Annotated in this window: 23 protein-coding genes and 1 pseudogene; 18 read left to right on the top strand and 6 right to left on the bottom strand. The window is 66.2% G+C overall.

Features of this window, described 5'->3' with window-relative positions; all coding sequences use genetic code 11:
• Positions 1-237: 237 nt before the first annotated feature.
• Positions 238-342 (bottom strand): annotated as a pseudogene (locus tag QGG75_06320) (guanylate cyclase).
• A 173-nt stretch (positions 343-515) separates the two neighbouring features.
• On the opposite strand from QGG75_06320, the gene QGG75_06315 reads away from it, so the two are divergent.
• The 8 genes from QGG75_06315 to QGG75_06280 all read left to right on the top strand — a co-directional run bounded on the left by QGG75_06315 (position 516) and on the right by QGG75_06280 (position 9,050).
• Positions 516-1,499 carry a BMP family ABC transporter substrate-binding protein gene (locus tag QGG75_06315; protein MDP6066856.1) on the top strand — a complete coding sequence of 328 codons (984 nt, stop codon included), beginning with the start codon at positions 516-518 and terminating at the stop codon, positions 1,497-1,499.
• A 25-nt stretch (positions 1,500-1,524) separates the two neighbouring features.
• Positions 1,525-3,078 (top strand): ABC transporter ATP-binding protein, encoded by a 1,554-nt coding sequence (locus QGG75_06310; protein MDP6066855.1) that lies wholly within the window; start codon positions 1,525-1,527, stop codon positions 3,076-3,078.
• Positions 3,075-4,184, top strand: coding sequence for an ABC transporter permease (locus QGG75_06305; GenBank protein MDP6066854.1), 1,110 nt, complete (start codon positions 3,075-3,077; stop codon positions 4,182-4,184). Before QGG75_06310 ends, QGG75_06305 begins: the two co-directional genes overlap by 4 nt.
• A 9-nt stretch (positions 4,185-4,193) precedes the next feature.
• Complete coding sequence (locus tag QGG75_06300; GenBank protein MDP6066853.1) at positions 4,194-5,177, top strand: ABC transporter permease; 984 nt, start codon at positions 4,194-4,196, stop codon at positions 5,175-5,177.
• A gap of 4 nt (positions 5,178-5,181) precedes the next feature.
• A complete protein-coding gene (gene cdd / locus QGG75_06295) occupies positions 5,182-5,598 on the top strand; it encodes a cytidine deaminase (protein ID MDP6066852.1) in 417 nt (138 codons plus the stop codon).
• Positions 5,595-6,416 (top strand): purine-nucleoside phosphorylase, encoded by an 822-nt coding sequence (locus QGG75_06290; protein ID MDP6066851.1) that lies wholly within the window; start codon positions 5,595-5,597, stop codon positions 6,414-6,416. Before cdd ends, QGG75_06290 begins: the two co-directional genes overlap by 4 nt.
• 142 nt (positions 6,417-6,558) lie before the next feature.
• Complete coding sequence (locus tag QGG75_06285) at positions 6,559-7,446, top strand: DMT family transporter (protein MDP6066850.1); 888 nt, start codon at positions 6,559-6,561, stop codon at positions 7,444-7,446.
• A 68-nt stretch (positions 7,447-7,514) separates the two neighbouring features.
• Positions 7,515-9,050, top strand: coding sequence for an acyl-CoA synthetase (locus QGG75_06280; GenBank protein ID MDP6066849.1), 1,536 nt, complete (start codon positions 7,515-7,517; stop codon positions 9,048-9,050).
• On the opposite strand, the gene QGG75_06275 is transcribed toward QGG75_06280, so the two are convergent.
• Positions 9,047-9,301: a ParB N-terminal domain-containing protein gene (locus QGG75_06275; GenBank protein MDP6066848.1), complete on the bottom strand. Its 255-nt coding sequence runs from the start codon at positions 9,299-9,301 to the stop codon at positions 9,047-9,049. The genes QGG75_06280 and QGG75_06275 overlap by 4 nt on opposite strands.
• 85 nt (positions 9,302-9,386) lie before the next feature.
• Between QGG75_06275 and QGG75_06270 the strand changes: the two genes are divergently transcribed.
• On the top strand, positions 9,387-10,061 hold the full coding sequence (locus QGG75_06270) for an enoyl-CoA hydratase/isomerase family protein (protein MDP6066847.1): 675 nt from the start codon (positions 9,387-9,389) through the stop codon (positions 10,059-10,061).
• Here the strand turns inward: QGG75_06270 and QGG75_06265 are convergent.
• From QGG75_06265 to dctP, 4 genes are read right to left on the bottom strand one after another with little or no spacing between them, the layout of a single operon-like run.
• A complete protein-coding gene (locus QGG75_06265) occupies positions 10,058-10,618 on the bottom strand; it encodes a nuclear transport factor 2 family protein (GenBank protein MDP6066846.1) in 561 nt (186 codons plus the stop codon). The genes QGG75_06270 and QGG75_06265 overlap by 4 nt on opposite strands.
• A 6-nt stretch (positions 10,619-10,624) precedes the next feature.
• On the bottom strand, positions 10,625-11,962 hold the full coding sequence (locus tag QGG75_06260; protein MDP6066845.1) for a TRAP transporter large permease: 1,338 nt from the start codon (positions 11,960-11,962) through the stop codon (positions 10,625-10,627).
• A gap of 17 nt (positions 11,963-11,979) precedes the next feature.
• Entirely contained in the window at positions 11,980-12,492 is a 513-nt protein-coding gene (locus QGG75_06255) for a TRAP transporter small permease (GenBank protein MDP6066844.1), read from the bottom strand.
• A gap of 38 nt (positions 12,493-12,530) precedes the next feature.
• Complete coding sequence (dctP, locus tag QGG75_06250; protein ID MDP6066843.1) at positions 12,531-13,547, bottom strand: TRAP transporter substrate-binding protein DctP; 1,017 nt, start codon at positions 13,545-13,547, stop codon at positions 12,531-12,533.
• Positions 13,548-13,686: 139 nt separating this feature from the next.
• Here dctP and QGG75_06245 point away from each other — a divergent pair, with 139 nt between their 5' ends.
• The 9 genes from QGG75_06245 (at position 13,687) to QGG75_06205 (ending at position 25,221) form a co-directional block, all read left to right on the top strand.
• Positions 13,687-14,967 (top strand): aconitase/3-isopropylmalate dehydratase large subunit family protein, encoded by a 1,281-nt coding sequence (locus QGG75_06245; GenBank protein ID MDP6066842.1) that lies wholly within the window; start codon positions 13,687-13,689, stop codon positions 14,965-14,967.
• Positions 14,964-15,464 carry a 3-isopropylmalate dehydratase gene (locus QGG75_06240; GenBank protein ID MDP6066841.1) on the top strand — a complete coding sequence of 167 codons (501 nt, stop codon included), beginning with the start codon at positions 14,964-14,966 and terminating at the stop codon, positions 15,462-15,464. Before QGG75_06245 ends, QGG75_06240 begins: the two co-directional genes overlap by 4 nt.
• Positions 15,457-16,329 (top strand): isocitrate lyase/PEP mutase family protein, encoded by an 873-nt coding sequence (locus QGG75_06235; GenBank protein ID MDP6066840.1) that lies wholly within the window; start codon positions 15,457-15,459, stop codon positions 16,327-16,329. The genes QGG75_06240 and QGG75_06235 overlap by 8 nt, the downstream gene beginning before the upstream one ends.
• Positions 16,319-18,019, top strand: coding sequence for a hydantoinase B/oxoprolinase family protein (locus QGG75_06230; GenBank protein ID MDP6066839.1), 1,701 nt, complete (start codon positions 16,319-16,321; stop codon positions 18,017-18,019). Before QGG75_06235 ends, QGG75_06230 begins: the two co-directional genes overlap by 11 nt.
• The gene (locus tag QGG75_06225; protein ID MDP6066838.1) at positions 18,016-20,088 is read left to right on the top strand and encodes a hydantoinase/oxoprolinase family protein; all 2,073 of its coding nucleotides are present in this window, start codon (positions 18,016-18,018) and stop codon (positions 20,086-20,088) included. Before QGG75_06230 ends, QGG75_06225 begins: the two co-directional genes overlap by 4 nt.
• Positions 20,088-20,699 carry a cysteine hydrolase gene (locus QGG75_06220; protein MDP6066837.1) on the top strand — a complete coding sequence of 204 codons (612 nt, stop codon included), beginning with the start codon at positions 20,088-20,090 and terminating at the stop codon, positions 20,697-20,699. Before QGG75_06225 ends, QGG75_06220 begins: the two co-directional genes overlap by 1 nt.
• A complete protein-coding gene (locus tag QGG75_06215) occupies positions 20,696-22,108 on the top strand; it encodes an FAD-dependent oxidoreductase (protein MDP6066836.1) in 1,413 nt (470 codons plus the stop codon). Before QGG75_06220 ends, QGG75_06215 begins: the two co-directional genes overlap by 4 nt.
• Positions 22,109-22,246: 138 nt before the next feature.
• The gene (locus QGG75_06210) at positions 22,247-24,865 is read left to right on the top strand and encodes a bacteriohemerythrin (GenBank protein MDP6066835.1); all 2,619 of its coding nucleotides are present in this window, start codon (positions 22,247-22,249) and stop codon (positions 24,863-24,865) included.
• A 20-nt stretch (positions 24,866-24,885) separates the two neighbouring features.
• Positions 24,886-25,221 (top strand): hypothetical protein, encoded by a 336-nt coding sequence (locus QGG75_06205; protein MDP6066834.1) that lies wholly within the window; start codon positions 24,886-24,888, stop codon positions 25,219-25,221.
• Positions 25,222-25,362 lie beyond the last annotated feature (141 nt).

Here is a 25,362-nt window from a genome sequence, read left to right as displayed (position 1 = left end):
ATTTGGCCAAATGGGCTTCCAACAACGGCCAAATCATCAAATCGGGGCTGCCGAATGACCGCAGAGCAAAATTCCTTCCATCGGTGGTCGGGTTCGCCTACGATTTGCTACGATACGAATGCTATCTGGGAAATATCGGTTAACATCAAACCAAGATGAGCCAGATCCTCCGGTAAAAAATAGGCTCAACAGTCCCGAATGTTTTGATGACGGACACTCGCGCCGCGCCGACCACCAGGCTTCCAGGGTGGCGGCCTCGTCGCTCTCCATCATACGGGTGTAGCCGGCGACGTCGGCGGCCAGGATGGCCGCCAGCCTCCGAGTAACGTCGCCGTCACTCATGCCAACACTCCCGTGTGAAAAAACTCAGCATAGTGGAGATGATTGTTCCGGGCGACGGGTGCAAGGGCTAATGAAATACGGGCTAGTTGCTGGCGTCCCGGCGCTGCGCCATAATCGGGCCTAAGCGTAGGCCTCTTCAGCCCCCGAAACAAAACATTTAGGGAGTTACCATCATGCTGCGCACGATCATCGCCGCGCTGGCCGTGGCTGCCTTTGGCCTCGTGGCCTCCGCCCAAGCCGCCGAATTCCAGCCCGCCGTCGTCTTCGACATGGGCGGCAAGTTCGACAAGTCCTTCAACGAGGCCGCCTACAACGGCGCCCAGCGCTTTGCCAAGGAAACCGGCATCAAGTACCGCGAGTTCGAGGTCACCAACGTGGCCCAGCGCGAACAGGCGCTGCGCAACATGGCCAGGCGCGGTGCCGCCATCGTCGTCGCCATGGGCTTTGCCCAGGCTTCCGCCGTCGACAAGGTGGCGCGCGAGTTTACCAAGACCAAATTTACCCTGATCGACATGGTGGTCGACCTGCCCAACGTGCAGTCGGTGGTGTTCAAGGAGCACGAGGGTTCGTTCCTGGTCGGCATGGCCGCGGCCCTGGCCTCGAAGACCGGCAAGGTGGGCTTCGTCGGCGGCATGGACATCCCGCTGATCCGCAAGTTCGCGCTGGGCTATGTCGAGGGTGCCAAGCACGTCAACCCGAACATCGAGATCTTCCAGAACATGACCGGCACCACGCCGGCGGCCTGGAACGATCCGACCAAGGGCGGCGAACTGGCGCGCAGCCAGTTCGATCGCGGCGCCGACGTGGTCTATGCCGCCGCCGGCGGTACCGGCGTTGGCGTCTACCAGGCGGCCAAGGATTCCGGCAAGCTGGCCATCGGCGTCGATTCCAACCAGAACTACATGCATCCCGGCACCATGCTGACGTCGATGATCAAGCGCGTCGACGTGGCTGTCTACGACGCCTTCATGACCGCCAAGAAGGGCACCTGGAAGGGCGGCATCAAGGTCCTCGGGCTGGCCGAGGAAGGCGTCGGCTGGGCGCTCGACAAGCACAACCGCGGCCTGGTTTCGGCCGCCATGGAAGCCAAGCTCGAACAGGCCCGCAAGGACATCATCTCCGCCAAGATAAAGGTCACCGACTACATGTCCAAATAGCCGGCACCACGAGGCAGTAAGCGTCGTGATCGCCGGGGGGGAGGCAGCCGAGGCACCCGCCCTGGCGCTCACGGGCATCGACAAGTGGTTTGGCTCGGTGCATGCCAACCGGGCCGTTTCGCTGTCCATCCCGCGCGGCACCATTCATGGCATCATGGGCGAGAACGGCGCCGGCAAGTCGACGCTGATGAGCATCGTCTACGGCTACTATCAGGCCGACGGCGGGTTGATCGAGGTCGACGGCCGGGCGGCCACCATCAAAAGCCCCCAGGACGCCATCCGCCGCGGCATCGGCATGGTGCATCAGCATTTCAAGCTGGTCGACACGTTCAGTGTTCTTGAAAACGTCGTGTTGGGTGTGGAAGGCGGGCCGCTGCTGGGACCCTGCCTGGCCCGGGCGCAGAGCGAGCTCGGCCGGCTGGAACAGGACTACAGCCTCAAGGTCGACGTCGACGCCATCGTCGGCGACCTGCCGGTGGGCCTGCAGCAGCGCGTCGAGATCCTCAAGGCGCTCTACCGCGGCGCCGATATCCTCATTCTCGACGAGCCCACCGGGGTGCTGACGCCGCAGGAGGTCGAACACCTCTTCCGCATCCTCAGGTCGCTGCGCGACCAGGGCAAGACGGTGATCCTGATTACCCACAAGCTGCGCGAGATCATGGCGCTGACCGACAATGTCTCGGTGATGCGTGATGGCGGTCTGGTGGCCGATGTGCGGACGCCCGAGACCAGCCGCGAGCAACTGGCCGAGTTGATGGTGGGGCGCTCGGTGCTGCTGCGCGTCGACAAGCAACCGGCCTGGCCGGGCGAAATTTTCCTCGAGGTCGACGGGCTTCGCGTTGTCGACGGCCTGGGCATCGAGCGCGTGCGCGACGTAAGCTTCAACGTGCGCGCCGGTGAGATCGTCGGCATCGCCGGCGTCGCCGGCAATGGCCAATCGGAACTCCTGGAGGCGCTGGCCGGCATCCGCCCGGCCCGGGCCGGTCATGTGCGCATCAAGGGCGAGGTGGTGGCCTCGGCCGGCTTCGATGCCCGCCGCATGCGCCGGCTGGGTCTTGGCCACGTGCCCGAGGATCGCCACCGCATGGGCCTGGTGGTGGCCTTCGAGGCCAGCGAGAGCGGCATCCTGGGCTATCACGATGCCGGCCGCTACAACGGCGCCGTGCTTCTCAAGCGATCCGAGATCGTCAGCGACGTAGAGCGCCAGATGCAGGACTTCGACGTGCGTCCGGCCGATGCCCACCTGGCCACCGCCAACTTCTCCGGCGGCAACCAGCAGAAGATCGTGCTGGCCCGCGAGATGGACCGCAGCCCGGACGTGCTGCTGGTGGGCCAGCCCACGCGCGGCGTCGACATCGGTGCCATCGAGTTCATCCACAAGCGCCTGATTGCCATGCGCGACGCCGGCAAGGCGATTTTGCTGGTCTCGGTGGAGCTCGACGAGATCATGTCGCTGGCCGACCGCATTCTGGTCATGTTCAACGGTGCCGTGGTTGGCGAGGTGACCCAGGCCGCGGCCAGCGAGCAGGCGCTGGGCCTGATGATGGCCGGCGAAAGCGCTGCCGAGATCGCGCCATGACGGAAACCGCGCCCAGCCAGGCCCCACGCTGGGTCAACCTGGCCCTGGTGCCGGCGGTCAACCTGCTGATCGCCTTCCTCATCTCGGGCCTCATCATCGCGCTGATTGGCGAGGACCCGTTCAAGGCCCTCAAGTTCCTGCTGATCGGCGCCTTCGGCTATCCCGAGGCCACCGGCTTTACGCTCTATTACACCACCAACTTCATCTTCACCGGCCTGGCCGTGGCCGTGGCTTTCCATTGCGGGCTGTTCAACATCGGCGGCGAGGGCCAGGCCTATCTGGGCGGTCTGGGTGTTGGCCTGATCTGCCTCAATCTGGGCGGTTGGCCCTTTTTGCTGGTGCTGCCGGTCTCGATCGCCGCGGCCATGGCCTTCGGCGCCGGCTGGGCGCTGATCCCGGCCTATCTGCAAGCCAAGCGCGGCAGCCACATCGTCATCACCACCATCATGTTCAACTTCATCGCCTCGGCCTTGATGACCTATCTGATGGTCGAGGTGCTGATCAAGCCGGGCCAGCAATCGCCCGAGAGCCGCGAGTTCGAGGCCAACACCTGGCTGCCTTTCATGCATGAGATGCTGCAATGGATCGGCATCGAGGTCAGCCGCTCACCGCTCAATTTTTCCTTCTTCCTGGCCCTGATTTGTTCGCTCTGTGTTTGGGTCTTCATCTGGCAGACGCGCTGGGGTTACGAGATCCGCACGGTGGGCCAGAACCCCACGGCGGCGGTCTATGCCGGTATCTCGCCGGCCCGCACCATCATGCTGACCATGTGCGTCTCGGGCGCCCTGGCGGGCTTTGTCGGCGTCAACGAGATCATGGGCGTACAGCACCGGCTGATGCTCGACTTCACCGGCGGCTACGGCTTCGTCGGCATCGCCGTGGCGCTGATGGGGCGCAACCATCCCATCGGCGTCTTCCTGGCGGCGCTGCTATTCGGCGCGCTTTACCAAGGCGGCACGGAACTCAGCTTCGAGATGCCCAACATCACGCGCCACATGGTGGTGGTCATCCAGGGCCTGGTGATCCTGTTTTCCGGGGCGCTCGAGCACATGTTGAGGCCGCGCATCGAATCCTTTTTCGTGCGCCGCACCGTGGCGGTGGAGTAGGGCGGCATCATGGAAGCCGTGGGCGAATTCCTGACCATGCTGGTGCTGATTTTCGATGCCACGCTGCGCATGGCCACGCCCTTGGTGCTGGCCTCGCTGGCCGGCCTTTTTTCCGAACGCTCCGGCGTCGTCGACATCGGCCTCGAGGGTAAGATGCTGGGCGCCGCCTTTGCCGCCGCCTCGGCCGCCGCCATCACCGGCTCGGCCTGGCTGGGACTGATGGTGGGGATTCTTTTTTCCATGGGCCTGGCCATGATCCACGCCTATGCCTGCGTCACCCACAATGGCGATCAGGTGGTCTCGGGCATGGCGCTCAACATCATTGCCGCCGGTCTGGGCCCGACGCTGGCCACGGCCTGGTTCGGGCTCGGCGGCCAGACGCCGCTGTTGGGCCGCGAGGCCCGCTTCACTCCCATCGAGCTGCCCTTTGCCGCCGAGCTGGCCGAGGTACCCATCGTCGGCGCGCTCTATTCCGAGATCATCAGCGGCCACAACATTCTCGTCTACATCACCGCCGCCGTCGTGCCGCTGGTGGCCTGGGTGCTCTACCGTACCCGCTTCGGGCTCCGGCTGCGGGCCGTCGGCGAGAGTCCCGAAGCCGTCGACACGGCCGGCATTTCAGTTGCCTTCATGCGCTACCGGGCGCTGATGGTGACCGGATTCCTCTGCGGCATCGCCGGCACCTATCTCTCCATCGCCCAGAACGCCTCTTTCCTGCGCGACATGACGGCGGGGCGCGGCTATCTGGCGCTGGCGGCACTGATATTCGGCAAATGGCGGCCGCTGCCGGCCATGGGGGCCTGTTTCCTGTTCGCCTTCACCGACGCCGTGCAGATCCGCCTGCAGGGCGTCGAGCTGCCCATCGTCGGCGTCATTCCGGTACAGTTCATCCAGGCCCTGCCATACGTGCTGACGGTGTTGCTGCTGGCCGGCTTCGTGGGTCGCGCCATACCGCCCAAGGCCATCGGCACCCCTTACGTAAAGGAGCGTTGAGGTGATGGTACCGAAAGACATGCTGGCCGCGGCCCAAGCCGCCCGCGACAACGCCCATGCGCCCTACTCGAATTTCTCCGTGGGGGCCTGCCTGCGCACGGCCGAGGGCCGGCTTTTTGCCGGCTGCAATGTGGAAAATTCGGCCTATCCGCAGGGCTGGTGCGCCGAAGTCAGTGCTATCGGCGCTATGGTGGCGGCCGGCGAAAGCCGCATCGTCGAGGTGCTGGTGGTGGCCGGCGGCGACGAGCTTTGCACGCCTTGCGGCGGCTGCCGCCAGGCGCTTTCGGAATTCGCCGGGCCGGAGACGCCGGTTCACGTCTGCGGCCCCGAGGGCCCTGGCTCCGTGAGCCTGCGCCAGACCATGACGTTGGGCGAGCTGATGCCCTATGCCTTCGGTCCCGAAACCCTGGAGGGGGCATGAGCGGCCAGGCCCAGGCGGCGGCGGCCATCGTCCGCGGCCGGGCTGGCGATGCCGCACCGCGCGTCGGCATCATATTGGGCTCGGGTCTGGGCGGCCTGGCGGCCGACATCGCCGAGGCCACCACGGTTTCCTATGCCGACCTGCCGGGCTTTCCCACGCCGGGCGTCGAGGGCCACGCCGGGCAATTGATCCTCGGCCGCCTGGCCGGCGTGCCGGTGGCTTGCCTGCAAGGCCGGGTGCACTATTACGAAGGCGGGCCGCTGGGCGCCGTGCGCGTGCCGGTGCGCACGCTCAAGCTGCTGGGCTGCGACACCCTCTTTGCCACCAACGCCGCCGGCAGTTTGAACGCGGCGGCCGGCCCGGGCAGCTTGATGATGATCACCGACCACATCAACATGCTGCCCGGCAACCCCCTGGTGGGCGAGAACGACGGCGATTTCGGGCCGCGCTTCTTCGCCATGGACGAGGCTTACGATCCGGGGCTCAGGGATTTCTTGCGCCAAGCCGCCGCTGAGGCCGCCGTCACGCTGCACGAAGGCGTCTACATCGCCTGCCAGGGGCCCAACTTCGAGACCCCGGCCGAGATCCGCGCCTTCGCGGCACTCGGTGCCGATGCCGTCGGCATGTCGACGGTGCCGGAAGTGCTGGTGGCCCGGCATTGCGGCCTGCGCGTCGCCGCCGTCTCGGTGCTGACCAACCTGGCCGCCGGCCTGGGCGACGAGGCGCTAAGCCACGAACAAACGCTGAAGTACGCCGCCGAGGCGGCCCGCGACATGAGCGCCTTGCTGCTGGCCTTCCTGCGCGCCCTCGAGGCTTGATGACAAATAGAAACAGAGCGATTCACGCTTGCTGGGAATCGCTCAAGGCTGCGACCGCAGCCCACCGGTCGTCCGGCGCGCCCGCGCAGGCGCGGACCTTCAGGTCCGCTGCCGTGAGCGAGAAAAAGAAGCGGGTCACATCGTGACCCGCTTCGGCATGTACGGGCCCTTGGCGCTCCTGGGCACCTTCTGGGGGTTCAGCTTTTCCATGGCCAAGGTGGCGGCCGGCGGTGGCGGTGCGCCCATCGGCATCGCTCTTTCGGCGACCTGTATCGGCGCCCTGATTCTGTTGGCTGTCAGCCGCCTCAAGGGCATCCGCCTGCCCCTTCGGCGCAACTATCTGGCCTACTACCTGGCGACCGGGACCTGCGGCATCGCGCTGCCCTCGACGGCGTTTTATTCGGCCGCCTTCCATTTGCCGGCGGGTGTGCTCTCGATGGCGGTGGCGACGTCGCCGATGCTGACCTATGCCCTGGCAATGATGTTGGGCATGGAGCGGCCCGAGGGCCGGCGGCTGATCGGTTTGGCTCTCGGTTTGGCGGGCGTGGCGCTGCTGGTGCTGCCGGGCCGGGCGCTGGCCGGCGGTGTCGATCCCCTGTGGCTCGGCGTCGCCCTGGTGGCGCCGGCCTGCTACGCCGTCAACGGTATCCTGGGGGCCCGCTTTCGCCCGCCAGACGGCGTCAATATCGGCCTGGCTTGCGGCATGCTGATGGCCGCCGCCCTGATCCTGGCCCTGATCGCGGTGCCCGGCGGCTTGACGGTGTCCATGCTGCCGCCTTGGAACATCTCGCACCTGGCGATCCTCATCCTGGGCAGCATCTCCGGCGGTGCCTTCATCCTTTTCTTCTACATCCTGACCCGGGCCGGACCGGTGTTCTTCAGCCAGGTCGGCTACATCGTCACCGGCACAGGCGTGGTTTGGGGCATGGTGCTGTTCGGCGAACGCCACGGGTTGGTGGTCTGGCTGGCGCTGGCCGTCATCATCGCCGGTGTTGCCCTGGTGCAGCCCCGAGGGCAGGCTAGCCCCTGACGAATTCGATCAGGACGCCGCCGGCGGCTGGGCCACGATGGCGAAAAGCGAAAGCGGGAGGGACAGGCATGAGCGGCAGGATCATCAGCGGCGAGAGGGAGCTGGCCCAGTCCGAATTAATGGCCCGGGTGGCCCGGGCGGCCGGTGGTTTGGCGGCGCTCGGCATCGGTGCCGATGGCGCCGTGGCCATCGTCTTGCGCAACGATTTTGCCTTCTTCGAGGCGGCCATGGCCGCCACCTTGGTGGGCGCCTACGCGGTGCCCGTCAACTGGCACTTCAAGTCGGACGAGGCGGGCCACGTCATCCGCGATTGCGGCGCCCGGGCGGTGGTCATCCACGCCGATCTCTGGCCCGCCATCCGTGACGCCATTCCCACCGAGGTGGCTCTTTTCGTGGTTGCCACGCCACCCGAGATCCGCGACGCCTACGGCCTCGAACCGGCCGTCTGCCGAGTCCCCGAGGGCGCCACCGACTGGGACGCTTGGCTGGCCGAGCAAGAGCCCTGGGACCAGCCGCCGCAGCCCGCCCGCACCAACATGATCTATACCTCCGGCACCACCGGGCTGCCCAAGGGCGTGCAGCGCGAGCCGGCCAATGAGGCCATGGCGGCGCGCATGGGCGAGATGGTGAGCCAGGTTTTCGACATCGGCAGCAACGCCGACATGCGCACCGTCATCACCGGCCCGGTCTATCATTCGGCGCCCAATTTCTATGCCCTCTATGCCGCCCAGTCGGGCGGGCTGGTGATCCTGCAGCCGCGCTTCGATCCGGAGGAGCTGCTGGCTCTGGTGGCGGAACACCGCATCACGCACCTGCACATGGTGCCGACCATGTTCGTGCGCCTCTTGAAGCTGCCCGAAACGGTCAAGGCGCGCTATGACCTCTCGTCGCTGAAGTTCGCGGTCCACGCCGCGGCGCCCTGTCCGCCCGAGGTCAAGCGCCGCATGATCGAATGGTGGGGCCCGGTGATCAATGAATACTACGGCGGCACCGAGACCGGCGCCGTGGTTTTCGTGACCAGCCAGGAGGCGCTGAAAAAGCCCGGCACCGTGGGCCGGCCGCTGGATTTCTCGACGGTGCGCATCTACGACGAAGCCGGTGGTGTGCTGCCGACCGGCGAGATCGGCGAGGTCTTCGTCTGGATCGACGGCTGGCCCGACTTCACCTACCGCGGTCTCGATGAAAAGCGCCAAGAGGTCGGGCGCGACGGCCTGGTGAGCTGTGGCGACATCGGCTACCTCGACGAGGACGGATACCTTTTCCTTTGCGACCGCAGCCGCGACATGGTGATTTCGGGCGGCGTCAACATCTACCCGGCCGAGATCGAGGCGGTGCTGATCGACATGCCCGGCGTGCACGACTGCGCCGTCTTCGGCATCCCCAACGAGGAATTCGGGGAATCCCTCTGCGCCTACGTGCAGCCCGAGGCCGGCCGGGAGCTGACGGCCGATCAGGTGCGCGGCTGGCTGCAGCCCAAACTGGCCGACTACAAGCTGCCCCGCACCATTGAATTCGCCAGTGAGCTTCCGCGCGAGGACTCGGGAAAAATCTTCAAACGCCGCCTGCGTGATCCCTATTGGGCCGAGGCCGGCCGTTCGATCTAGTGTTGCCGGGCGTCGACGACCATGGCCTCGATGGTTTCCTCGCCCAGCGCCTTGAGGGCCTCGAGGCGGTTGATGCCGGCCACCAGGACCCAGCGCTTGCGCTCACGGTCGTGGCGCACCTGAATGGGGCGTTGGCTGCCTTCTTCCATGTAGCTCTCGGCCCGGGCCTCCACGGCGTCGGCGTCCAGCGCCTTGCGCAGCTTGACCGGCACGTAGATCTCCTCGGGCTTCAATTCGACCGTCTCGAGCATGCTTGCCTCCCGACCCGAGCCTCGCCCGAATCGCACGCGCCGGCAAGTCTGGAGTAGACTGGTTGCCAGATTAGCGGAGGACGCCATGCCCAATTACATCGACCTGGCGCGCGACGGCGCCATCGCCACCATCACGCTGGACCGCGCCGACAAGAAGAACGCCCAGTCGATCGCGCTGCGTGACGAGCTCAGCGAGGCCTTCGCCGAGCTCGGCGCCGACGAGGATTTGAAAGCCGTGATCCTGACCGGCAACGGCAATGTCTTCTGCGCCGGTTTCGATCTTGATGAATTCGAACGTGCCAGGCAGGACGAGGAATTCCACGACCACCTCTGGCAATCGGGCGATCGCTTCCTCAAGGCGCACCTGGAATTTCCCCTGCCGCTGATCGCCGCGCTCAACGGCCCGGCCATCGCCGGTGGGTTCGACCTGGCCGTCATGTGCGACATCCGCATCGCCACGCCCAGTGTTTTTTTCGCCCACCCCGAGATCGCCTTCGGAGACGTCACCTACGGGCCGCTGCATGACATCGTCGGCGGCGCCATCGCCCGCGAGCTTTGCCTCACCGGCCGCCGCGTCGATGCCGAGGAAGCGCTGGAGATGCACCTGGTGTCGCGCATCGTCGAGCCCGGTGAACTGATGGCCGAGGCCAGACTCACGGCCGAGATGATCGCCGCCGCGCCGCGCTGGGTGACGCTACGCACCAAGGCCAAGGCACAAGCCCGGGCCGCCGTGGAATTTGGCGATACCGCGGACCTTTAGGCCCGTGCTTCGCCCATGTCGTTCCACACCCGCTGGTCCTGGAGTTTGCCCTCGGCCACCGAGAATCGGTCAATGAAGCGGATGCCGGCGAAGGCCGAGCCGTCCGGCCATTCGCCTTCGAGGGTGCCGAAGCAATAGACCACGGCGCCCTGTTCGGTGATGGCCTCGTCGAAGCGGTCGTAGACTTTGCGCACGGATTTGTAGCGCGGCTTGGCCCACTCGACCAGTTCCTCCAGTTCGCCAAACGTGGCGCCGCCGGGGAAGGTCATTTCGAAATTCTTGTCCAAGAACGATCTCGCGCGCTCGAGATCCCGTGCTTCCATGGCGGCCAGGAAATCCTGGGCCAGCTCGGCCGGGGAGGGGAGAGGGGCGCCGGGCGTCCGCGGGATGCCGCCGCGGCGGTAGCCCACTTCCTCGTCGACCTCGTAGATCATCACCGTGGTGCCTTCGCACGGCGCCGCGATGGTCGACAAGACGGCGTTGGTCAGGCGCTGCGCCAGACGTTCGCGGGTCTCGACATCGTAGCCCTTCATGAGGGTGATGGTGACGACGGGCATGATTCCTCACTTCGAAAGTGACGGTAGCCAGGTGGCGATTTCCGGAAAAACGACGATCAGCGCCACCAGGACCATGGCGCAGAGCATGAAGGGGATGGCGGCCAGGCAGATCTCGCTGAACCGCGTGCCCGGTGGTGCCACCCCTTGCATGACGAAAAGTAAAAGGCCGAAGGGCGGCGTGGTGAAGCTGATCTCCAGGGCCAGCAGAATGATGACGCCGAACCAGATCAAATCGAAGCCGAAGTTCTGGGCCAGCGGGAAGAAGATCGGCACCGTCAGCAGCATCATCGAAAGCTGGTCCATGAACATACCCAGAATCAGCAGGATGCCGAACATCACCAGCAGCATATAGAGCGGCGAGACATCGAAGCCGGTAACCCAGTTGATGAGGCCGTTGGAGCCGCCGGAGAACGAGAGGATCTGGCTGAAGGTGGACGAGCCGAAGATGATCAGCAGCGCCATGATGGTCACCCGGCCGGCCCCTTCCAGCGACTTCCAGGTGGCATCGATGGTGAGGCAACGGTAGGCCAGTGCCAACAGCACCACGCCCAGGCAGCCGAAGGCCGCGGCTTCCGAGGGCGTGGCAACGCCGAGCATGATCAGGATGATGACGCCGATGACGATCGACACCATGGGCAGCACGTCGAGCAGCAAAAGCCGGGCGCGGCGGGCCCAGGGCACGAACTCGATCTCGTAGTTGGGTGCGGCTTCCGGGTCGATCTTGACGCGGACGTAGATCAGCACGGCGTACATCACCGCCAAGATCAGGCCGGGCATGATGCCGGCCACCAGTAGCTTGCCGATGTCGAGCTCGGCCAGGGTGCCCAGCAGCACCGCCAGCGCCGAGGGTGGGATCAGCATGGCCAGGCCGCCGGTGCCCAGGATGGGGCCGATCGACATCGACTTCTTGTAACCCCGCTTGGTCATCTCCGGCACCATCAGCGTGCCCAGCAGCGCCGTCGAGCCCATCGACGAGCCACTCAGCGTGGCAAAGGCCGTGCCGCCGGCCACGGTGACGTAGGACAAGCGCGCCGGCACCCGGCCCATCAGTTTTTCGACGGCATTGAACATGCGGTTGGCGAGGCCGGTGTGGAAGAAGAACTCGCCCATCAGCAGGAACATGGGGATGGGCACCAGGGCGAAGGTGGTCATGGATTCGAAGGCGTTGCCGGCCAGCACGCCGACGCCGCGCTCGATCACCGTCAGCAAGTCGCCGCGCCCGCCCATGTAATAGGCCGCCGCCACCACGTTGACGCCGAGGAAGGCCAGCCCCACCGGCATGCCGATGGCCATCAGCGCCAGGATCGAGCCGAGCAGGACGGCCAGGGTCCAGTACCACTCCATGGCGCCTCAGGCGCGCATTATTCGTGCACCCCGGCCTGGCCCGAGTGAATGATTTCACGGCCCACGACGAAGCGCAGGAACTCGACCGCCATCAGGCCGAAACCCAAGGGCATGGTGACGGTGACGATCCAGCGTGGGATGTCCATCGAGCCGCGCACGTCGATCTCATCGACCCGGATGTCCTCGAGCGCCAGAAGTCCCGAATAGAAAGCAAACACGGCGCAGATCAGAACGCAGATCAAGGCCACCAGGCGCGACAGCCAGTTACGCACCTCAGCTGACACGGCGGCGGTCAGGATCTCAATGAAAACGTGCCCGCGCTGGCGCACGATCCAGGGCGAGCCGAACATCAGGCAATAGATGAAGCCGTATTCGATGAAGACGAAAGAGTAGGGCGTATAGGAAAGCCCCAGGGTGCGGAAGGTGGTGGCGTAGACGATCGACACCATCATCAGGCCGAGATAGACGGCGGCCAAGCCCATCATCAGGCGCAGCACCCAGGTATAGGTCCTGTCGATGCCGCTGAGCACGAGGGGCCGGCCGCCGTTTTATCCCAGGCAGCGCCGGACTATCTGTCGGACGCCTTTTCCTGGTAAAGCTTGCGCAGCTTGCCGGCCGCATCCAGCGAGCGACCCATCTTCTTGAGCCGTCCGGTCATGCGGTCGTAAGCCGAATCGATGGCGATCTGCAGGTACTTATCGCCGGCCGGGGTGGCGTGGAACTTCATGCCCTCGGCCAGGAGTTTCTTTTCCTCGGCCTTGGATTCAGCGATCCGCGCGGTTCGGCTCGAGTTCTCGTGCTTGATGACCTCTGCCGTAATGGTCTGCTGGGCGGCGGCGTTCAAGCTCTTCCAAGCGTCCAGGTTCATCATCAAGCCGATGTCGGTATGGTAAAACATAGGATCGACGCGATGGCGCAGGAATTTGTCCCACTTGAGCTGGGTGATGCCCAGCGAGGCCCAGGCGCTGGCGTTGACCACACCCTTCTCGAGTGCCGAATAGACCTGGTTCGAGGACATGTTGTGGGTGGTGGCGCCCAAGGCCCGGAAGAAGGCGCCGTAGATCGGGTTGTCGCGCATCTTGACGCCGGCGAAGTCGGGCAGGCCGTCGCTTTTGAACTTGGGCGGGTCCTGGGTGAAGATGTAGAAGCCCAGGCCTGAATCGATCCAGCCCAGATAGGTGGTGTTGAAGTGCTTCTGGTGCAGGCTGTCGATGACGCCCATGCCGCCGTTCTTGCGCACGATGGCGGGCGAGGAGTTGGAGGTCGAGATGGCCTCGTTCTCCGGGATTTTCCCTGCGTAGAAGGCGGCCGGGGTGCAGACCATGTCGACCGAGCCCTTGCTCACGGCCCCGGGCTGCTGGAACATCTTGATCGAGTTGAAGGGCTTGATGTCGATCTTGACCTGACCGGCGCCAGCCTTGTTGATGTTGGCCACCAGGGCCTTGCAGCTTTTGGTGTAGACCAGGAAATCGGGGAACGGGTAGACCAGCGTGAGCTTGGCCTCGGCCCGGGCCGCGGTCTGCCAGCCGGCCAATACGGCGGCGGCCAGCGCGGCAGCCGTAATCAGTGATCGTTTTGTGGACAAGTCAACCTCCCTTGATGGGCCCGGATCCCCAAAGCGTGGGACCGGGCGCTATTTTTGCCGTTCGAATTACTGAATAAGATGACAGATTTGACATGATAGGCAAATACCGAGTGAATCTCGACTGGCCGAGGGGAGGGAGATTTCCGTGGCTGCGACGCTGGCCGAAAAAATAATCGCCCGGGCCGCCGGGCTCGAGCGCGTGGCGCCCGGCGAGATCGTCACTTGCCGTGTCGACCTGGCCATGATCCACGATTCCGGCGGCCCGCGGCGGGTGGCACCGCTGCTCGAACGCCTTGGCGTCGGCCTTTGGGACGCCGACCGCGTGGTCGTCGTCAGCGATCATTACGTGCCGGCGGTGGATGCCGAAAGCGCCGCCATCCTCGATCTCACGCGGCGCTGGGTGGCGGCCAACGGCATCAGGGATTTCCATGACATGCGCGGCATCTGCCACGTCGTGCTGCCCGAGCACGGGCATTTGCGCCCGGGCCTCTTCGTGGTCGGCGGCGACAGCCACTCGCCCACCGGCGGCGCCTTCGGCGCCTTCATGTTCGGCGTCGGCGCCACCGACATGGCCGGCGTGCTGGCCACCGGCGAGACCTGGATCCGGGTGCCCGAGAGCCGGCGCATCGAGTGGCGGGGCGCGCTCGGCCCGGGCCTCACGGCCAAGGACATGGCGCTCGCCCAGTGCGCCCACCTGGGCCTCGACGGCGCCGCCTACGGGGCGTTGGAGTTCGCCGGCCCGGCCGTGGCGGCCCTGGATATGGCTGAGCGCATGACGCTTTGCAACATGGCGGCCGAGCTTGGTGCCCAGACCGGCCTGGTGGCGCCCGACCAGACGACGGTGGATTTCTTGCGGGCCACCGGCGTCGAAGTGGCGGCGTTCGATGATTGGCGCTCGGACCCGGATGCGGCCTTTACCGCCGACCACGAATTCGATGCCACCGCACTCGAGCCGCAAATCGCGCTCCCTGACAGCCCGGCCAACGCCGTGGCGGTGGCGGCGGCCGGGAACGTGGCCATCGATCAGGCTTATATCGGCGCCTGCACGGGGGCCAAGCTTCTCGACCTGCAGCGCGCCGCGGCGTTGCTCAAGGGGCGGCAAGTGGCCCCGGGCGTGCGCCTTTTGGTCGCCCCGGCCAGCACCGCGACCACGGCGGCGGCGGCGGCCGACGGCACCTTGGCCACGCTGACCGCGGCCGGCGCCATCCTGATGCCGTCCGGTTGCGGCGCCTGCGCCGGCTATGGCGCCGGCGTGCTGGCGGCCGGCGAGGTCTGCATCGCTGCCACGGCGCGCAACTTCAAGGGCCGCATGGGAGCGCCGGACTCTCAAGTCTATCTCGCATCGCCTTACTCGGTCGCCGCAGCTGCCGTGGCCGACCGCATCGTCGATCCACGGGAGTTTCTGGAGGCGGGGGGATGAACCGAGCCGCAGGCCGAGCCTGGGTCTTTGGCGACGACGTCGATACCGACCGTCTGGCACCCGGCCTTTACATGAAAGGTCCCATCGAGGTGATGGCGGCGCATTGCCTGGAAGCGCTCGATCCCGCCTTTGCCGCCGAGGTACGGCCGGGCGACGTGGTGGTGGCGGGGCGCAACTTCGGCTGCGGCTCGTCGCGCGAGCAGGCCGCCGAGGTGCTCTGTCATCTCGGCCTGGCTGCCGTGGTGGCCCAGTCCTTCGCCGGCATCTTCTACCGCAACGCCCTCAACCTCGGGCTCCTGGCCCTGATCTCGGCGGCGGCGCCAAGCATCCGGCCCGGCCAGCGCCTGGATCTCGATGCCGAAGCCGCGGCCATCGTGCTCAAGGGCGGCGAAGTCCTGGACTGCGAGCCGATTCCGCCCCATCTTCTGGCCATGGTGCGGGATGGCGGCCTGGTGCCCCATCTCGCCAGGAGCCTGGCAGGAGGCAAGAATGCGTGAGCTCTTGACCGGCGGCATCCTGGTGGTGCCGGGGATCTACGACGGCCTGGGGGCGGCCTTGGCCGAACGGGCCGGCTTCCAGGCGCTTTACCTTTCCGGCGCCTCCATCGCCTACACCCGCTTCGGCCGGCCCGACATCGGCCTGGTGAGCATGAGCGAGGTGGCCGATACCCTGGCCCTGATCAGCGAACGCAGCGACCTGCCGCTGATCGTCGACGCCGATACCGGATTCGGCAACGCGCTGAACGTGCAGCGCACGGTGGCCCGGTTCGAACGCGACGGTGCCGCCGCCATCCAGCTCGAGGACCAGACGCTGCCCAAGCGTTGCGGCCACTTGGCCGGCAAGACCATCGTGCCGGCGGCCGAGATGGTGGGCAAGATCAAGGCCGCTTGCGACGCCCGGCGCCACGACACCATCATCGTCGCCCGCACCGACGCCATCGCCGTCGAGGGCCTGGAGCTGGCACTGGAGCGCGCCGAACGCTATGCCGAGGCGGGCGCCGACGTGCTCTTCGTCGAGGCGCCGCGCGACGACGACGAGATGGCCACGGTCTGCCGTCGCTTCGGCGGCCGGGTGCCCCTGTTGGCCAACATGGTCGAGGGCGGCAGCACGCCCATGCATAGGGCGGCCGAGCTGGAAAGCATGGGGTATTCGATCGCCCTCTTTCCCAGCGGACTGGTGCGAGCCCAGGCCAAATTGACCACGGAATACTTCGCCAGCCTGGCCGAGCACGGCTGGAACCAGCCGTTGGGCAACCGCATGCTCGACTTCCAGGGGCTCAACGACTTGCTCGGCACCGCCGACATCCTGGCTGCCGGCCAGGCCTACGACGCCGCCAATTTCGAGCGCGGCGATGACGATTGATACCGTCACCCTGGCGGTGCTCAAGGGCCGGCTGGAGCAGATCGCCGATGAGATGGACGCGACGCTGTTTCGCTCCGCTTTCAATCCCATCATTGCCGAGGCCCACGACGCTTCCCACGGCATCTACGACGCCCGCAGCGGCGAGACCCTGGTGCAGGGCAAGTCCGGTCTCCCCATCTTCGTCGGGGCCATGGCCTTCGCCGTCAAGACCGTGATCGCCAAGGCCGCGGCGGACGGCGACCTGGCCGAGGGCGACGTCTACATCTTCAACGACCCCTACGACGGCGGCACCCATCTTTCCGACTTCAAGCTGGTCCAGCCCTTCTACCGCAACGGCGAGGTTTACTGCTATTTGGCCTCGGTGGGTCATTGGCACGACGTCGGCGGCAACGTGCCGGGGAACTACAACCCCGTAGCCACCGAGAGCTTCCAGGAAGGCATGCTGATCCCGCCTGTGAAACTCTTCGTACGGGGCGAAATCCGGAACGACATCATCGAGATCCTCAAGGCCAACAGCCGCCTGCCGGGCTCGCTCTATGGCGACCTCAACGGCCAGATCAACGCCCTCGAGCTCGGCCACCGGCGTCTGGCGGCGCTGCTCGACGAATACGGCGACGCCACAGTGGCCGAGGCCTTCGTCGAATTGCAGACCCGCGCGGCACGCCTGATGCGCTCGCACATCGCCGAATTCCCTTCCGGCACCTATTCCTGCGACGACTGGCTCGACAATGACGGCATCGTCGACGAGCCTCTGAAGATAGCCCTCGACCTGACCATCGCCGGCGACCGCCTGGTCTTCGATTTTTCGCGCTCGGCCAAGGCCTGTGCCGGGCCCGTCAACATTTCGCGCTCGACCGCCATTGCGTCGTGTTATGTCGCCATCAAGCACATCTTCCGCGACGTGCCGGCCAACGCCGGCGTGCTCGAGCCTATCGAGTTCGTCATACCCGAGGATGCCATCCTCAGCGTCGGCCCGCCCAAGCCCGTGGGCGGTTATACCGAGACCATCCTGCGGGTCATCGATGTCGTCTTCGGTGCCTTCGCCCAGGCCGATCCGGGGCGCTCCAACGCCTGCGCCTACGGCACCATCAATGCGCTCTCGTTGGCCGGCCACCGCGGTGACGGCCGGCGCTGGGTGATGTTTTCCTTTTTTGGCGGCGGCCATGGCGGCCACCCCGAGGGCGACGGTCTGAACCACGGCAACGCGCCCATCTCGACCGCCACCATCCCGCCCGTCGAGATCCTCGAGGCGGCCTATCCGGTGATGTTCACCCAGTGGGCGCTGCGCCCCGACTCGGGTGGCCCGGGGCGCCACCGGGGCGGTTTGGGCGCGCTTTACGAGATCGAGCTGCTGGAGGAAAGCGCCGATGTTTTCCTCTTTGGCGAACGCGGCCGCTTTCCCCCCCAGGGCGTGGTCGGCGGCGGCCCGGGTGCCCTCAATCGCTTCGCCTTCGAACAGGACGACGGCGATCACCAGCCGCCCTTCGTTTCCAAGATGGTGGGCATACGCATCCGCCGCGGCCAGCGCCTCAAGCTGGAGACCCCGGGCGGCGGCGGCTATGGCCCGGTGGCCGAGCGCAGCCCTGAAAGCGTCGCCCGGGACCTGCGCCTGGGCTACGTAACCCCCGAGGGCGCGCGGCGCGACTACGGCGTCCACCCCGAGGGTGTCGATCCCGAGGCCGCCGAATGAGCCAGAGCGGCACCACAGGGGGTACAATCGTCGGCGTCGACGTCGGCGGCACCTTTACCGACGTCTTCACCATCGACCAGCAAAGCGGGGCCTGCGCCGTGGCCAAGGTGCCGACGACGCCGGACGATCAGGCCGAAGGCTTTGCCGCCGGCATTGCCCAGGTGGCCGACCCGGCGAGATTGAGCACCGTGGTCCACGGCACCACGGTGGGCACCAATGCGCTCCTGGAGCGCAAGGGCGCGCCGACCGGCGTCATCACCACCCGGGGTTTTCGCGACGTCTTGGAGATGCGCCGGCGCGACCGCCCCGAGACCTGGGGTCTGTGGGGCCAGTTCGAGCCCGTGGTGAGCCGCGAGCACCGCCTCGAAGTGAGCGAGCGCACGCTGGCCGACGGCACCGTGCACACCCCGGTCGACACCGCCGAGGTGCGGGCCGCGGCCCAGGTCCTGCTGGCCGCCGGGGTGCAAGCGGTGGCCATTTTTTTCGTCAATGCCTACGCCAACCCGGCCAACGAACGCGCCGCCCTGACTGCCCTGAAAGAGGTCTGGCCCAACCCCCACGTCAACATCTCCAGCGACATCCTGCCCGAGATCCGGGAATTCGAACGCGCCTCGACGACGGCCCTGAACGCCTACCTGCAGCCGCTCATCGGCGATTATCTGCAGGGCCTGGAGAGTTCGCTGGGTGGGCGCGGCTTTGCCGGCACGATCCTCATCGTGCAGTCCAACGGCGGCGTCATGAGCGTGGATAACGCCCGCCAGCGGCCCATCCGCACGGCCCTTTCCGGGCCCGCCGCGGGCGTCATCGCCGGCGCCCACATCGCCGCCCAGGCCGGCCAGGCCAACGTCATCACCTGCGACATGGGCGGTACCAGTTTCGACGTCTCGCTGGTGGCCGAGGGCCAGAGCACGCTCAGCCCCCAGACCGCCGTCGACTTCGGCCTGGTGGTGCGCACGCCGATGATCGAGATCACCACCATCGGCGCCGGCGGCGGCTCCATCGCCTGGGTCGACCGTGGCGGGCTCTTGCAGGTGGGGCCCGAAAGTGCCGGTTCCGATCCCGGTCCGGCCTGCTACGGCCTGGGCAGCGAGCGCCCCACGGTGACCGATGCCAACGTCGTATTGGGCCGCATCAATGCCCAAAGTCCCATCGGGGGTGGCCTCGAACGCCTCGATGTGGAGGCCGCTCGGGGTGCCATCGAGGCCCATGTCGGTCGGCCCCTGGAGCTCGACACCATGGCAGCGGCGGAGGCCGTGATTCGCCTCGCCAATTCGCACATGGCCGGCGCTATCCGCCTGGTCTCGGTCGAGCGCGGCTTTGATCCGCGCCATTTCACGGCCATGCCCTTTGGCGGCAGTGGCGCCCTGCATGCCGGCGCCCTGATCCGCGAGGTCGGCCTCTCGTCCGCCCTGGTGCCGCGCTTCCCCGGCGTCACCAGCGCGCTGGGCTGCGTCATTGCCGACCTGCGTCACGACTTCGTGCATACCGTCAACGTCATGCTCGACCACCTCGATGCGGCGGCGCTGGATGCCGAGATCAACGAGGCGGCGGCGGCCGGGCGCGGCCTGGTCGAAAGCGCCGGTGTGGCGCTGGCCGGCATCGACTGTCTGATCGAGCTCGACATGCTCTATCTCGGCCAGACCCATACCGTGGCAGTGCCGTTGACGCTGGAGATCGGCGAGGGTGGAAGCGGTATCAATGCTGCGCAAATCAAAACCGCTTTCGAGGCACGCTACCTGCAGGTCTATGGCCGCTTGTTGGATGGCATCGCCATCCGGCTCCTGAACCTGCGTCTTGCCGTGGTCGGGCGGCGGCCCAAGCTCGACATGGCACTGCTGGCCCCCCAAGGCGGCAGCCTGGAGGCGGCGGGGTGCGGCGCCCGGCCGATCTGGATCGACGGCGGCTGGCGCGAGGCCCCGGTTTTCGAGCGCCTGGCGCTGCCGGTGGGCGCCGTAATCAATGGGCCGGCGGTGCTGGAACAGCCCGACGCCACGACCTTCGTCGATCCCGGCCTAATGGCCCGGGTCGATGATTGGGGAAATCTGGTGCTGACGGCGGAGGAGAGCTGATGGCGGAGCTCAAGTTCGATGCCCCTCGCACCGGCCTGATGCTGGTCGATCTGCAGAACGATTTCCTGCACCCGGAAGGCGCCTACGCCCGGGCCGGTGTCTCCGATCCGGCCATCGCCGCGCTCCCGGCCCGCTTGGCACCACTTGTCGAAACCATGCGGGCGGCCGGCGGCTGGATCGTCTCGACCCACTTCACGCTGGTACCGGGAAAGGGGGGCGTGCCTTTCATCAGCCCGCACTTGCGCCAGCTGCGGCCCTTCCTGGGGGCCGGCGATTTCAGCCCCGGCAGCTTCGGCCAGGCCCTGGTGGACGAACTGGCGCCGGCTGATCTCTCGGTCGAGAAGGTGGCCTTTTCCGCCTTCTACCAGAGCCGGCTGGAGTTCGTGCTGGGGCGCGCCGGCATCGACAGCCTGATCTTCGCCGGCATCGTCACCAACGGCGGTGTCGCCTCGACGGTGCGCGATGCCCACGTGCGGGATTTTTCCTTGATCGTGCTCGACGACGGCTGCGCCGCCTTCGGTGATGATATCCACCAGCATTCCCTGGCCTCGCTTTCGACCATTGCCACGATAGCCAGTTGTGCCGAAGTCCAGACGGCGCTGGGCTCATGAGCGTTTTGCCGCCACCGTCCCGGGGCTTCGATCTGACCGTGCCGCTGGCGGTGATCGGCGCCGGGGCCTGCGGCTCGGTGGCCGCCCTGGCGGCGCGTGAGGCCGGCGCCGAGGTTCTGGTGCTGGAGCGCGACGCTTTGCCGGCCGGCTCGACGGCGCTTTCGTCGGGCATGATCCCGGCCTCCGGTACCCACTGGCAGCGTGCCGCCGGGGTCGAGGACGGCGTCGATATCCTGGTTGCCGACATCCAGGCCAAAACCGGCCACCAGGCCGAGGCCGTCATCGTCGAGGCGGTGTGCCGCGAATCCGCTCCCGCCGTCGAATGGTTGGCGGAGCGCCATGCCGTGCCCATTGAGCTGGTCGGTGGTTTTCTCTATCCCGGCCACAGCCGGCTGCGCATGCACGCACCGCCCTCGCGCACCGGCGCCGAATTGATGGGCGGTCTGAGCCGGGCGCTGGCGGCGGCCGGCGTCGACGTGATTACCGAGGCCCAGGTCAGCGATCTTTTCGCGGCGCCCGACGGCCGCATTCGTGGCCTGCGCTTTCGCCGCCCCGACGGCAGCCACGAGGACCTGGGCTGCCAGGCCCTGGTGCTGGCATGCTGCGGCTTTGCCGGCAGTCCGGAACTGGTTTCGCGCCACATCCCCGAGATGCGCCGGGCCAAGATCTTCGGCCACGAGGGCAACCAGGGCGACGCCGTCAAGTGGGGCGAGGCCCTGGGCGCCGAGCTTCGCCACATGGGCGCCTACCAGGGCCACGGCTCGATCGCCGAGCCCCACGCCATCCTCATCAGCTGGGCCCTGATGATGCAGGGCGGTATCCAGGTCAACGCCCAGGGCCGGCGCTTTTCCAACGAGCACGAGGGCTATTCCGAGCAGGCCGTGCGGGTGCTGGCGCAGGACGGCGGCCTGGCCTGGAATATCTATGACCAGCGCCTGCACGAGCTTGGCTTGGATTTCGACGACTACCGCGGCGCCCAGGCCGCCGGGGCGCTGCGCCAGGGCGCCACGGCGGCGGCGTTGGCCCAAAGCTGCGGCTTGCCGGCGGCGGCGCTCGAGGAGACCCTGGGCCAAGCGGCCGATCTGGCGGCGGGCGAGGGCAGCGATTCTTTCGGCCGCGACTTCACGGCCGCGCCGGCTTTGGCGCCGCCCTACTTCGCCGTCAAGGTGACAGGCGCGCTGCTGCACACCCAGGGCGGCCTGCGTGTCGATGCCGAAGCCCGGGTGCTGCGTCCCGACGCCAGCCCCCTGCCTAACCTGTTTGCCGGCGGCGGTGCCGCCTGCGGCGTCTCCGGTTCGGCGGTTTGGGGCTATCTCTCGGGCAACGGCCTGCTCAGCGCCGTGGCCTTGGGCCGCATCGCCGGCCGCGGTGCCGCGGCCTTGATCGGGCATGAGTCCACAGCAGGCTAGAATGTGACGACCGTCACACTCAATAACGTTGCGAATCGCCGTCCAGGTCAGCAAGAATAGGCCCGAATGTGTCGGCGCGAGGACTGTTGCTGCTTTGGCTGAGGATTTTTGTTCCTGAAGTAGATTCGGCAAGCGACCATGCAAGAGATCCAAGTCGTCAATGTGGCGCGGGGAATCTACTGGATCGAAGTGGAGGGCGCCGATCTGCGCGTGCTCTGCGGGGCGCCGGCGGACAGCGTCAAGCACCTGATGAAGCGCGGTGTCATCAGGCCCATCGAAAAGGACGGCGTGGCCTTCGAATCGGGGCCCAACGTGATCCTGCTCTCGGATCTGCCGCTGCAGAACGGGCACTTCTGCAACCTGGCAGAATTTCCCGTGCTGCAGATGCTTTACCGCCAAGGCATGATCCTGCCCGACCACCCCGGCAACACCGGCGTCAAGCCGCTGATCATCGGCAATCGCGAACAGGTCGATGCCCAGATGAACTACATCTACCGGGGCAACTACGGCCTGGTGTCCGAGCAGGAAATCCACCAGGCCGGCACGACCCTGGAAACCGCCCAGGCCATGATGCGCATGAAGCGCCGCTTCGCCTTCGGCAAGATCAGGGGTGCCGACGAGCTCTTGGACACCCTGGCCATCGAAAACGAGCCCGTGGCCATCCGCGGCGGCGTCACCGTGCGGCGCCAAAGGCTCAACGTCTACGAATTCACTTACGACGGCGAGCGGGTCGAGATCGACCTCAATCTCAAGCCGGGTGAGGAATACGAATCGCCCTATCCGCTGGGCTTCCATTCCGTGCGGCGCGAATATTTTGCTATCGTTCACACCGGTGACGGTGACGGCTGGGATATCGACCGGCCGGCCCAGGCCAGCCTGCTCATGTTTCAGGGCCGCATCTACCTGATCGATGCCGGCCCCAACATCGCCGCCAGCCTGCTGGCGCTGGGTATCAGCATCAGCGAGATCGAGGGCATCTTCCACACCCATTCCCACGACGACCATTTTGCCGGCATCACGGCGCTGATCCGGGCCGGCCACCGCATCAAATATTTCACCACACCCCTGGTGCGGGCCTCGGTCTCGAAGAAGCTCTCGGTGCTGCTGTCATTGGACGAGGGGGATCTCTCGGACTTCTTCGACATCCACGATCTCGAATTCGACCGCTGGAACCTGATCGACGGGCTGGAGGTCAAGCCGGTATTCTCGCCCCACCCCGTGGAAACCAACATCTTCCACTTTCGGGCGCTCGGCAACGACGGCTATCGCAGCTATGCCCATCTCGCCGACATCTCGGGCTTCAGCGTGCTCGACGGCATGGCCAGCGACGATCCCGAGGACGACGGCATCGCCGAGCGCCTGGTCGAGTGGACCAAACAGCAATACAAGGTGCCGGCCGACGTCAAGAAAATCGATGCCGGTGGCGGCCTGATCCACGGCGAGGCCGAAGATTTCCGCGACGATACCTCGGCCAAGATCATCCTGGCGCATCGCTCCACCGAGCTGACGACGCGGGAGAAGGAGATTGGTTCGGGTGCCCCCTTTGGCACCACGGACTTGTTGATCCCCACCTTCCAGGAATACGCCTGGAAGAACGCCTTCGAGTTCGCGCGCTCCTACTTCCCATCGATCGAGCACCACCAGACGCGCATGCTGCTCAACAACCCGGTGATCCGTTTCAATCCCGAAACCATCATTATCCGCGAGGGCGAGCGCACCGAGTCGCTCTATCTCGTGCTCACCGGCGCCGTCGAATCCCTGCGCGCCGACAGCGATGTGCGCAACCTTCTGTCGGCCGGTGCGCTGCTTGGCGAAACCAGTTTTCTGGCCAGCCGGCCGACCAGCCGCACCTACCGTACCGCCAGCTTCGTCCAGGCCCTGAAGATCACCGGCCAGCAGTACCTGGAATTCATCAGGAACAACGATCTCTTCGAGGAGCTGAGCAAGGCCCGCCAGTTGCAGGCCGCGATCGCCAACACCGATCTCTTTGGCGAAAGCGTTTCGCCGACCACGCTGAATCTGATCGTGCGGCGCATGGCGAGCCGCGGATTCGCAGTCGGCGAGACATTGTCGTTGGCCAGTAACACCGAGCTTCACCTGGTGTCCAAAGGGTGCTTCGAGCGCCGTGTCGGCGACAACATCTACGAGACCCTGGGACCGGGTGATTTTTTCGGCGAGGAGAACGCCGTCTTCGCCACGCCTAGCGTTTTCACCGTTCGCGCCATGGAGGATTCCGAGACCCACACCATCGCCGGCGATCTGGTTGGCGGCATACCGGTGGTGCGCTGGAAGCTGGTGGAATCCTTCGAACGCCGCCGCAGCCTGATCCTCGACTCCTCGCTAAGCGGCCTACAACTGGTTGACTGGCAGGACGCCTACCGCATCTCGGTGCAGACCATGGACAGCCAACACCGCCGCTTGTTCGAGCTGGCCGGGTCGGTGCTCAGCACCATGAACGGCAGAGCCAAGCTGGTCGACACGGCCGGTGCCTTCGATCGCCTGATCGAGTTTGCCCGCCACCATTTTCGCGAGGAGGAGGCGTTACTCGAGCAGTATGAATACAGCGACCTGGAGGTCCACGGTCGCCAGCACGAAAAGCTCATCGCCGAGATCACCGACATGCGCCTGACCTTGGAAGACGGTAACGGCATGAACAACCAACGCTTCCGCGATTTTTTCGGCGAATGGCTGATCAACCACATCCTCTCCGAGGACATGAAATACGGCCCCTTCCTCAACAGCCGCGGCGTCTACTGAGGACAGAAGCGGGTGCCGGGGTGAGCGACGATCCCCAAGGCAAAGACCTAAGGGCCAAACTGCGTCAGACCCTGCGACAGCCCCACGATGCCGAACGGAGGCGGTGGTCCCGCCGCTGGCGTGAGGTCCGGTGGATGTTCTGGATCTGCTGGATCGTGGGCCTCGTGCTGACGGCCTATCTCACCTTCTGGCAGCAACCGCTTTGGCAGCGGGCAACCTCCGAGGCGGGAGGGCCGAGCGAGGCGCTGGGCCGGCACAACGACGAAACCCGGCTCTCGTTGGTGGTTTTGCTGTTCCTTCTGCCGCTGGTCGCTTTCGCCGTGCGCTGGCTGCTTGGTCGTCTCAGTCGCCGCTGACCTGGCCTGCCCCCCGAAAACTGGTCCAGCCCGGATGTTAGGATTGGGTTGGCTTGAAGGAGGGCAAAATGGCGAAGAAGAATCACACGGTTGAGCAGATTATCGGCAAGCTCCGCGAGGCGGAGGTCCGGCTAAGCCAGG

It is taken from the genome of Alphaproteobacteria bacterium (assembly GCA_030740435.1).
Lineage (GTDB): Bacteria > Pseudomonadota > Alphaproteobacteria > UBA2966 > UBA2966.
This window is presented reverse-complemented; position numbering and strand designations above follow the sequence as displayed.